Origin of the sequence: uncultured Nostoc sp. (assembly GCF_964245575.1) — a bacterium.
Lineage (GTDB): Bacteria > Cyanobacteriota > Cyanobacteriia > Cyanobacteriales > Nostocaceae > Nostoc.
On record NZ_CAXTNP010000263.1, the window covers coordinates 1 to 10,868 of the forward strand.

At 44.5% G+C, this 10,868-nt stretch carries 10 protein-coding genes; 4 read left to right on the forward strand and 6 right to left on the reverse strand.

What is annotated here, in order from left to right; translation table 11 throughout:
* Window positions 1-65: 65 nt before the first annotated feature.
* Both ACFFAP_RS30320 and ACFFAP_RS30325 read right to left on the reverse strand, forming a co-directional pair.
* Window positions 66-1,478 carry a DUF4335 domain-containing protein gene (locus ACFFAP_RS30320; RefSeq protein WP_375514691.1) on the reverse strand — a complete coding sequence of 471 codons (1,413 nt, stop codon included), beginning with the start codon at window positions 1,476-1,478 and terminating at the stop codon, window positions 66-68.
* Window positions 1,475-2,101, reverse strand: coding sequence for a DUF3038 domain-containing protein (locus tag ACFFAP_RS30325; RefSeq protein ID WP_375514692.1), 627 nt, complete (start codon window positions 2,099-2,101; stop codon window positions 1,475-1,477). The genes ACFFAP_RS30320 and ACFFAP_RS30325 overlap by 4 nt, the downstream gene beginning before the upstream one ends.
* A gap of 463 nt (window positions 2,102-2,564) precedes the next feature.
* On the opposite strand from ACFFAP_RS30325, the gene ACFFAP_RS30330 reads away from it, so the two are divergent.
* The 3 genes from ACFFAP_RS30330 (at window position 2,565) to ACFFAP_RS30340 (ending at window position 4,561) form a co-directional block, all read left to right on the forward strand.
* Window positions 2,565-3,083, forward strand: coding sequence for an adenine phosphoribosyltransferase (locus tag ACFFAP_RS30330; RefSeq protein ID WP_375514698.1), 519 nt, complete (start codon window positions 2,565-2,567; stop codon window positions 3,081-3,083).
* Window positions 3,084-3,171: 88 nt separating this feature from the next.
* On the forward strand, window positions 3,172-4,218 hold the full coding sequence (locus ACFFAP_RS30335; protein WP_375514699.1) for an ABC transporter permease: 1,047 nt from the start codon (window positions 3,172-3,174) through the stop codon (window positions 4,216-4,218).
* 61 nt (window positions 4,219-4,279) lie between these two features.
* Window positions 4,280-4,561, forward strand: a complete 282-nt coding sequence (locus ACFFAP_RS30340) for a hypothetical protein (protein WP_094339700.1) — start codon at window positions 4,280-4,282, stop codon at window positions 4,559-4,561.
* A gap of 80 nt (window positions 4,562-4,641) precedes the next feature.
* Here ACFFAP_RS30340 and ACFFAP_RS30345 read toward each other — a convergent pair whose 3' ends face one another.
* From ACFFAP_RS30345 to purL, 4 genes are all read right to left on the reverse strand, one after another.
* Complete coding sequence (locus ACFFAP_RS30345; protein ID WP_375514693.1) at window positions 4,642-5,139, reverse strand: pentapeptide repeat-containing protein; 498 nt, start codon at window positions 5,137-5,139, stop codon at window positions 4,642-4,644.
* Window positions 5,140-5,211: 72 nt separating this feature from the next.
* Window positions 5,212-5,778, reverse strand: a complete 567-nt coding sequence (locus ACFFAP_RS30350) for a Uma2 family endonuclease (protein ID WP_375514694.1) — start codon at window positions 5,776-5,778, stop codon at window positions 5,212-5,214.
* A gap of 306 nt (window positions 5,779-6,084) precedes the next feature.
* Window positions 6,085-7,584, reverse strand: coding sequence for an amidophosphoribosyltransferase (purF, locus tag ACFFAP_RS30355; RefSeq protein WP_375514695.1), 1,500 nt, complete (start codon window positions 7,582-7,584; stop codon window positions 6,085-6,087).
* Window positions 7,585-7,773: 189 nt separating this feature from the next.
* Window positions 7,774-10,146 (reverse strand): phosphoribosylformylglycinamidine synthase subunit PurL, encoded by a 2,373-nt coding sequence (purL, locus tag ACFFAP_RS30360; RefSeq protein ID WP_375514696.1) that lies wholly within the window; start codon window positions 10,144-10,146, stop codon window positions 7,774-7,776.
* Between the two features lie 491 nt (window positions 10,147-10,637).
* On the opposite strand from purL, the gene ACFFAP_RS30365 reads away from it, so the two are divergent.
* Window positions 10,638-10,868: hypothetical protein (locus tag ACFFAP_RS30365; RefSeq protein ID WP_375514697.1), on the forward strand; the 231-nt coding region annotated here is incomplete at its 3' end.

The following is a 10,868-nucleotide window of genomic DNA, read 5'->3' on the forward strand; positions in this document are numbered from 1 at the left end:
CCCAGTCCCCAGTAAAGAGCGATGCACTGAGCGCAGTCGTTGTGTCCCCAGTCCCCAGTCCCCAACTACTGATATCCCTGCCAAGGAGTAACTTCCAGCGTGCCATTAGGCTTGAATATCACTTGAAAGTGGGCGAGAGGTTCTTTATTGTTGGGAGCTGCTACATTGGAACCGTAGACAGCGTTAAACATCTTGGGAAGGGGTGTTTCGCGAAAATAGTCAAAGGCGACTTGGTTGAGTGGTTCATAGTCAGCAATTACACCATCTTTGTTGACTGCTACCCGATATTTTAAATCTCGCGTAAAGGTGGGAGTGCCACTCCAAGTTTGCCGAACTGTACTATAAAGCTTTTGGTTTAAACCTTTGACTATATTAGAGTCAGTAATTTTTGCACCTACTACCTCTGGCGTCCTAGCATATCCCCGCCAAGGACTAACTTCTAGCACACCTTTTGTAGTAAATACTACTCGGAATTGGGCGATCGGTTCATTGGAAATGGCAGGGCGGCTAGCTGGATTGTAAAGTACGTTAGGCAGAGGAGTTTGCCCCACTCCTGTATTTGCCTCTTTATTCAGCGCTTTATAACCGATGATCGCTCCATCCGCAGCTACACCCAGACGATAGATCAAATCCTGTTGTAATCCTGAACGATTATTCCAAGCTGGATGAATTTGGTTGTAAACTTGACGATTTAATGCACGCAACTGGGATGGATCGGTAATTTCTGGAACTGTATTTAAAAGTGCTTCTAAATCTTTAACTGGCGGCTTTGTATTAGCTGTGGATGTTCGTGTGGGCGTTGCAGCAGCTGATGCTGGAGCAGCAATATTGTTTGTTGTAGAGCTAGTTTGCTCATCTGGTTTAGGTTGCGGTGGACGCATTTGGGGAGGTGGAATCAAGTTAAAGGCGATCGCAGCTACTGCTAAACTTGACACACCCACAGCAGCAGGAACAGCCTGCCTAATCACAGCCTGACTAGCACCGCCATAGCGTCTAGTAACTGGTTGTAGTTCTAAGGAAAGTTCAGGTAAAGTTTGGGTATCAGCAAAAAACTGATCCACTGCTTCCACTAAATCAAACAACTGCACCGTATTCAAATCTATTTCAATCGGCGGATGTTTGGAATTGTTAGAGTGATTGAACCCCTCTGGAGCGCCTTCTGAATGTATAATTAATCTATGTCGGTTGCTGTCAATTTTGCGAAACTCTACTAGCTCCGATTCCTGGTTGTGTGCCTGCGGATTGGGTACACTACTTAAAAATTCTTGGGCATAGCCACTAACAGCCCTCACCAAACTTTCAAAAAATTCCCGCCCTCCCGTTAGGGGTTGGTTGTAACCAGATAAATAACATTCTGCATTTACCAATATTGATAATTCCGGGCGCATTTCCTGGAAATGTGCAGCCCTACTGAGATCACTTAACCCTTCTAAAAGCAGTGTACAATTAGGCAAACTGTACTTACGTTGAATATTCATTCCACTTCACCGTCAAAAAGACTAATCCAGAACCGTTGCATTCCAGCTGTACCAGTACAAAATAGTAATTGTCCTAACAAATTTATCGCTAGCTCATCTAATTTTGCATCAGAAGTTAATGCTAGGACACCAGAACGTCGAGCATTCATGCGGCTCTTAAAATGCGCTCTAAACCGCTCTAGGTAATTAGATAGGCGCAAATTCTGTTCTAATGGAATCTGCTTTTCTTCCATTTGTTGACAGATCATTAGTAACTGGCGAATCACAACAGTTAAACGCCGCGCTATGTAGCAAGCAATGACCACCAAAGCTTTTGCTTCCATGATACTTAAGGGACGGCGCATGTGCGCTCTCCGTAGCGGATTAGAGCTACGCATCCGCCATAAATTCACCCTGTCTTTAACAATTTCTTTTAGATCCAACTCTTGAGCAAAAGTCAGGATTGCTTCTGAACCACTAAGCTCTAAAGCTTCAATTGCCAATAAAATCAGGTCAATTTGCACCCTGGTTCTGCGAGGACACGTTTTAGAAGTGATCGCAGGATCTGGTAAAGTGTCCAGAACCATCGGCAGTGAATCTTGAGTTGGACTGTTGAACGGCGTTAAACTTGCTGAGACATTCATTCTATAAATACCTTGTGCGGTTCCAACAGACTAGATAAAACAAATTTAAGATCGGTAGCCAAGACTTGAGCATTAGACTTATAGCAGTAGCATGACTACCTGATATATACATTACTTAACTCTTTCTACTCAAACTTTTCCCTATATTGAAATCAAAATTTTAAAACATAACTTAATTCACCTCATTTATTTAGTGCAATACCTCTTCTAGCTTGATTTAGATTCTAATTATCGTCAATAAACGGCGAAGCTTCAGCCTCGACCCCCAGCGTATGACATTATAGTGTACGATTTTTCAGGTATCTGAAATTGGGCATCGGGCACTTGTACTGCCCTTCGACTACGCTCAGGAACCGCGACTTGCCTTGAGCGAAGTCGAAAGGAGTCGAAGTATTGTGCATTGGTTATTAATTTTTCTCCCCCATCTCCCATTCCCCACTCCCCACTCCCCACTCCCCATTTTATGGATTTGAAGTCTCTCGTTCGTGACATCCCAGATTTCCCTAAACCCGGAATTTTATTTCGGGATATTACTACCCTGCTGCGCGATCCAGAGGGACTGCGCTACACTATTGACTTTCTAGCACAAAAATGCAATGAAGCTGGGATAACGGCGGATTATGTCATTGGTATAGAGTCGAGGGGATTTATTTTTGGTTCACCTCTGGCTTATAAATTAGGAACTGGTTTTATTCCCGTCCGCAAAAAAGGTAAGTTACCAGGAGCCGTTCATTCAATTGAATATGAACTAGAGTATGGTATGGACTGCCTAGAAGTGCATCAAGACGGTTTACACCAAGGTAGCCGAATTTTAATTGTGGACGATTTAATTGCCACGGGTGGAACTGCAAGTGCAACAGCAAAGTTAGTGCAGAAGATTGGCTGCGAACTAGTCGGATTTGGGTTTATTATCGAGCTACGGGATTTAGAAGGGCGTAAATATCTGCCTGAGGTACCGATTATCTCTCTAATTGAATATTAGTTATTTGTCATTGGTCATTAGTCATTGGTCATTAGCAAAGGACAAAATGACAAATAACAAAGGACAAAGGACAAAGGACAAAGGACAAATGACATCTACGAGAATTTCATTGGAGACAGGTCGGGATTGGCTAATAACGCTAGTCACGAGCGAAACTTTTGTTTATGTGGGAAAGCGGGTATTGCAGGCACTACTGACTTTGTTGTTGGCGTCAGCGTTGTCGTTTTTCATTATTCAACTAGCTCCAGGAGATTATATAGATACGCTGCGGCAAAACCCGAAGATATCGCCAGAAAGAATTGAAGAAATCAAGCGGCAGTTTGGTTTGGATAAGTCTTGGCCAGAGCAATTTTGGCTATGGCTATGGCGAATTTTGACAAAAGGAGATTTTGGCACGAGTTTTATTTATCAACGTTCAGTAGCATCGCTGTTGTGGGAACGAGTACCAGCGACTTTGCTATTAGCGATCGCATCTTTAATTGTCACATGGGCGATCGCCATTCCTCTAGGGATTTTTGCCGCCGTTAACCAAAATAAGCTATCAGACCGGATTTTACAGGTAATTAGCTACGCCGGACAAGGCTTTCCCAGTTTCATCACTGCCTTAGCGCTGCTGGTTTTAGCCCAAATCACCTCGCCTTTTTTCCCAGTGGGTAGCATGACTAGTATCAATCACTCCGAACTGTCGTGGTTTGGCAGAATCTTAGATATTGGCTGGCACATGATTTTACCCACGATCGCCCTCTCAATTACTAGTTTTGCTGGTTTACAACGCATCACTCGCGGCGAATTATTGGATGTTCTGCGTCAAGATTATATTCAAACGGCTCGTGCTAAAGGACTGCCAGAGAACCGTGTGATCTACGTTCATGCACTCCGCAATGCGATAAATCCCTTGATTACTTTATTGGGTTTTGAATTAGCTGGTTTATTAAATGGTGCTTTCATTGCCGAGTTTTTCTTCAACTGGCCCGGTTTAGGGAGGTTGACTCTACAGGCTTTACAAGCTCAAGATTTATATTTGTTAATGGCAAGCTTAGTAATGGGCGCAGTGTTGCTGATTGCTGGTAATTTAATCGCCGATTTAATGTTAAAAGCCGCCGATCCACGCATTCGCCTAGAAAATCTTAATTAGTCATTAGTCATTAGTCATTGGTCATTGGTTTAACCCCATCTCCTTTATCTCTCTCATCTCCATGCTGTCCGAAGTCTATTACTTGGTGCGCTCAAAAACTGACGGTAATTATCTCATAGCTCGTCCTGACGCCGAAACATCAGGTTATTTATTACTGTTTCAGGAAAACTTTGATGCCTTAAGCTATCTCAACACCCATGCGGCAGAAGTAGCAAATCGCTTTACTGTGGAATCTATTGCGCGTACACAGTTGGGAAACTTACTCAAACGCTGGGGTTTTAGCGGTGTGGGTATTGTGACTGACCCGTTATTGCCCAAAGTTGAGTTTTTGCAGCACAGTTAAGCTGTACTTTCTATTTGTTAATTAGATATCGGTCATGAATGTTGGGTTTCGTTCCTCAACTAGCGAGGGGAGCGATCGCACTAATTATGGTCATTGCTCACAATACTTCCATTGGGCATGATGGTGTGATAAAGAATAGCATTATTGACATCAGCATCAGTACTACCCGTCAAGTTAGCATAGCTGAGGTTAGCCCCCTCAAAAACAGCAGCCTCCAGCTTGGTGTAAGAGAGGTCAGTTTCAATCAATAGAGCGTTCTCCAGAGAGGCACTATACAGGTCAGCCCTATTTAGGTCAGCACCACTGAGATTAGCCCCACTCAGATCTGCACTCAGATCACTACCACTGAGATTAGCCTGTCTGAGATCAGTATTAATCATTTCACTAACGTCGAAGTGAGTACCTGACAAACAAGCACCACAGAGGTTGGCATCTATTAGGTTTGCACCATCCAAATAAGCTCTACTCAGATTAATACCACGCAAGTCGGTTCTACTCAAGTTAGCATTACTCAAATCAACCCCAGTAAAATCTCTCTCTCCAGTAGCATAACGCCTGAGTAATTCCTCGGCATCCATACCTGAAATCCCGCATTAATTAACATATTATAAAGATAGCGCACTCCCTTTGAGCGATCCCTTGCTATTGTGTTAAGTAAAGAGAGATGCGATCGCACAAGTAATATCAGGCAATATGGGTGAATTCAATTCATCACCATTGAATAACGTAGCAACTAACTTTAAACTCGCTTGCTCGCGTCGATATACTTCCACCTGTTGGTTGCGCCAATCCACAATCCAATATTCTCTAACACCTCTTGCTGAGTAAAGCTTTAATTTAAATTCCCTGTCTTGCTTTTCGTTCTCAATACCAGCAGACAGTACCTCTATTACCAGTTCTGGCGCACCAGTCAAATGCCCCGCCTCGTCCAAAAGCAGGGGCAACCTCTCATTGCTAGCCCAGACAACATCAGGAATCACATTATCATTATCACCAAAAATGATGCCTGGAGCAGTCACAACTTCTCCCAAACCAGTAGTCTGTGACCAATTATCCAAAGAAGTGCTAATTCTGACACAAGTTTTTTGATGATTCCAGTGAGGCGCTCTGGTCACAAACAATTCTCCGTCAATAATTTCATAGCGGTTCCCGTTATCTGGAAACAACTCTAAATCGGCGGTAGTCCAGCGCACTCTCTCAGATATCGGCTGGTTCATAAACCATCTTTGTTAGGGGATTTACCTATTTTAGACGGATTGGGCATCCCTTCGGCTTACCTCGGCTTCGCTCGGCACAAGTCGCTCAGGGCAAGTGGGCATCCCTTCGGCTTACTTCGACTAGCAAGAGTACAAGTCGCTCGGCACAAGTCGCTCAGGGCAAGTGGGCATTGGGAAAGAGGAGGCAGTTCTTGCTGTCTTGCTGAAGTTCTAAAATGTTTGAATTTTGAATTTTGAATTTTGAATTGATTTCTTCCCCTGCTCCATCATCTCTTTCATCTCCCTCATCTCCACTCTCCCAATCCTCTACACCACTACCTTTTCTAAACTCAACTTAGAGCGCTTCACTAGCTCAGGAATCGCTACAGGATAATCTCCGGTGAAGCAGGCAGAACAGAAACTATTGGTGTCTTCTCGTGTCGCTTCTAGCATTCCCTCCCAACTGAGATAGGCGAGGCTGTCTACTTCCAGTTGCTTGGCAATTTCCGCTACTGACTTGGTAGCAGCAATCAGCTGATCCTGAGAATCGGTATCGATGCCATAGAAGCAGGGATGAGTTACAGGCGGAGAAGAAATTCGCATATGTACTTCGACTGCACCTACCTCACGTAAGGTTTTGACTAGTTTACGGCTGGTAGTACCCCGCACAATCGAGTCGTCTACAATGATCACTCGTTTACCCGCCAGCACATCTTTGAGGGGGTTAAGTTTCATGCGGATACCTGACTCGCGCATGGTTTGTGTTGGCTGAATAAAGGTTCGTCCAACATAGCGATTTTTAATCAGTCCTTCGGCGTAAGCTACACCAGAAGCTTGGGAAAATCCGATCGCAGCAGGGATACCTGAATCAGGAACACCAAAGACAATATCGGCATCTACAAAGGATTCTTTAGCTAGTTGATGTCCTAACCGCATCCGATAGCTGTACAAACTCTCGTTGTGCATGACGCTATCAGGGCGAGCAAAGTAAATCATCTCAAAGATACACAATTTCCTCTGGGGCTTTTGACTCCAATGATAGGAAGCCAAACCTTCTTCAGTAATCCAAACTAATTCGCCTGGTTCTACGTCTCGCAGGTATTCGGCTCCAATGATGTCTAAACCACAAGTCTCCGAAGCCAAAACGTAACGGACTGGATTACCAGCTAAAGTACCTATTACTAGGGGGCGAATGCCATTGGTATCCCGGACACCCATAACACCGTTAGGAGTGCCAATAACTAAACTAAAAGCTCCTTGGCAACGATGAAATGCCTGAATTGCACCTTCTAGCCAATCTGCACCAGCGTTGATCGCTTCTGCGATCGCAAAAGCGATCATTTCTGAGTCTGTTGTCGTAACTAAGTTGTATTTTTTCTCAAGCAACTCTTGACGTAATTGCACTGTATTGACTAAATTGCCATTATGTGCAAGAGCTAATGAACCTAAACGGGTTTCCAGCACTGCGGGTTGGGCATTAACTTTGCGGCTAGAACCTGTGGTTGAATAACGAGTGTGACCAACAGCAAGGCTACCAGGCAACTGATCCAAGATGGATTCATTAAAGACTTGAGACACCAAGCCCATATCTTTGTGGAGGTGTACTTGTGTACCCTCAAAGGTGGCAATACCAGATGATTCTTGACCCCGATGCTGGAGAGCATACAATCCAAAGTAGGTCAGTTTAGCAACGTTTTCTCCTGGTGCGTAGATGCCAAAAACACCACAAGCTTCTTCTGGCTTGTCAGGCTGATTTTCATGACTATTAATTGGGTTGTTGGTCTGCTCGGGGTATTCATCCGAAGTGACAGAATGAATAGAAATCATGCTAGCTTTGCTCCTGGTGGGGGGGGTCAAGTCACTGGGATTATGTAGATAGATGGTGGCATTCTTAACAAATCTTTAACCATCTATTAAAACAGTACCGTAATTATGCTCAGGGACGCTAATAAAAGAGTTAGGAGTTAGGAGTTATGCTGTTTATTCCTAACTCCTCACTTTCAACTTTTAACTTGTTTAACTGGGGGTAGTGGTGTGGATGGCGAGACGTCTGGCGATCGCGTGGGAATAGCGATCGCTCATATCTTCGATCCTAACTTTGATTAAGGCTTGGTTATCAGTAGTGAAAACCCCCAAACCCGTCTGATAATTACGAACCGTACCCAGTTTTTGCCACTCTTGGCCCAGATGTTCTTGTAAGTATGATTCCCAAATTTCTTGTTGTGCTGATGCTACAGAAACTAAAATCCTGGCACCACCTTCGGCAAACAACACTTCATCCAACCGGTTTAACTGCGTTGGTGCTATTTCTAAATTGATTTCGGCACCAAGATTGCCAGAAATGCAACATTCTGCTATTGCGATCGCCAATCCCCCTTCGGCAGAATCATGGGCTGAACGTACCCAACCATTACGAATTCCTTGACGACAAACTTTCTGGACGCGGCGTTCTAAGTCAAAATCTACCCGTGGCGGTTTTCCGGCAACAGTACCGTGGATAGTGGCTAAATACTCCGATGCTCCCAAACTGATTTTGGATGCCAGAGGCAATCCGAGAAGATAAATCACATCGCCGACTGCTTGCCAACCTTGACCACAAATTTTGGTGATATCGGGAATCAAGCCCACCATGCCCACTACTGGGGTGGGATAAATGGGTTGTGGAATGCCTTGGGAGTCGAGCGTTTCATTGTACAAAGAGACATTACCGCCTGTGACGGGTGTTGCCAATTCTCGACAACCTTCTGCCAAACCGCGACAAGCTTCTGCCAATTGCCAGTAACCAATCGGTTTTTCTGGAGAGCCAAAATTCAGGTTATCCGTCACCGCCAGAGGTTCTGCACCTACACAGCTAAGATTGCGTGCAGCTTCTGCCACCACTGCCTTAGCTCCCTCGTAGGGGTCAAGATAAACATAACGAGGATTGCAATCTACTGTCGCCGCCACTCCTGATTTTATATTTTGGATTTGGGATTTTAGATTGGGGATTTCTTCAAGGGGGCGCAAACGGATAACAGCCGCATCTGCACCACCTGGTAGTACTACTGTATTGTTCTGTACTTGATGGTCATACTGACGATATACCCAGTTTTTAGATGCGATCGTGGGTGTATCGAGTAAAGTTAACAGAATATCATTCCAACTTTGCACGCTTCCTTGCAGTTCTATTCCAGCAGTTGTGCAAGGAGGTAAGGAATCAGGTGTCCATTCCCAAGCTTGACGTGCATATTCTGGCGGTTCTGTCAACAATTCCCGATTATATAGTGGGGTATTCTCCGCCAAAGCCTCAGCAGGAATTTCTGCTGCTACTTCACCCTGAAAGAGAATCCGCACGATGGGTTCAGCGATGACAGTACCAGCGACAACCGCTTGAAGTCCCCAACGGTGAAAAATGTCGATTAATTCCTGCTCACGCCCCTTGTGAGCAACGAACAGCATTCGTTCTTGAGATTCCGAAAGCAGATATTCATAAGGAACCATCCCCGTTTCTCTGACGGGAATCTTATCTAAATCGAGTTCAATTCCCACACTGCCTTTTGCTGCCATCTCTGAGGTAGAACAGGTGATACCGGCGGCTCCCATATCTTGGGCGGCGACAACTGCACCTGTCTTAAACGCTTCCAGACAAGCTTCAATTAACGACTTTTCCAAAAATGGATCGCCCACTTGCACAGCAGGGCGATCGTCTATTGACTGATCGCTCAATTCTGCACTGGCAAAACTTGCGCCTCCCATACCATCGCGCCCAGTGGTGGAACCAACATAAAGCACGGGGTTGCCCAAGCCAGATGCTCCAGATTTGACGATTTCTGGTGTTTCCATTAATCCTAGTGCCATAACGTTCACCAGGGGATTACCAGAATAAGCCGGGTCAAAGTACACTTCGCCGCCAATGGTGGGTACTCCAACACAATTACCATAATGGGCAATTCCCGCCACTACACCTTGGAATAGCCTTTGAGTTTTGGCATCTTCTAAGGAACCGAAGCGCAGTGAGTTTAATACAGCAATGGGACGCGCACCCATTGTAAAAATATCTCTGAGAATACCGCCTACTCCCGTTGCTGCACCTTGAAATGGTTCTACAGCTGATGGGTGGTTGTGGGATTCAATCTTAAAAGCTAGTTGGAGTCCGTCGCCCAAATCTACAACACCAGCATTTTCACCAGGGCCCACGAGGATGCGGGGCCCCTCAGTGGGAAATTGTTTGAGTAGAGGTCGAGAATTTTTGTAACAGCAATGCTCTGACCACATCACCCCAAACATTCCCAGTTCAGCTTTGTTAGGATGACGTCCTAACCGACGGACAATTTCTGCGTATTCTTCTGGTTTAAGACTTTCAGCAGCGATTTCTTGAGGGGAAAAGAAAGCAGGAGATGTGGCGGTCATGGAAATAATGCACCAATTGTACAGAGCATTATTCTATCGATTTACTTGCCCTGTAGGTGCAGTTATACGATGGTTCATGGCTAGATGCTAAAGATAAACTAAATAAATTTACTTAATAAATATTTGTAATACGTCTAAGAGTAGATTGTATTAAAACCTAAAATAGTGGTAATTATACTGAGAATTATAAAGTAATAAAATTTTATTTTCTTGTAATGTGCATAGATGATTTCCTGGTTATGAAAATGGCTATCAGCCTGCCAGACGAGCCATTATCTGAAGCCAGAAAAAATTCATAGGACGCGATCGCAAGTTTTGATGCTCTGGAATCTGATTATTTCGTTGGCATTTCATTCGCCTGAAGTGACTTCTACAACAGCTGACTCAATCACTGAATGGCTCTTGAAGAAAGGATTCTGAAAATTTTGTTGATAGACTACTCATCTCAATGAGCAAACTGACTGTACTAATCTAATAAAGAGGTTTTGAACATGGCTAGACTTACCGTTCCACCCTATTTTATCGGCACCCCTGGTTCCGACACTTTAATCGGGGAACAGTTAAATGTATCTCCAGCAATAGGTATCGATATTTTAACTGGAGGTTTGATTTATACGCTTTCAGGGAATGACACCATTAAGGGCACGGGTGCTGCCAGCATCGGCGTTGCTCAGGGCGGTGATGGGACTGGCATCGCTAACAGTGGCAGTCTGAATACAGGG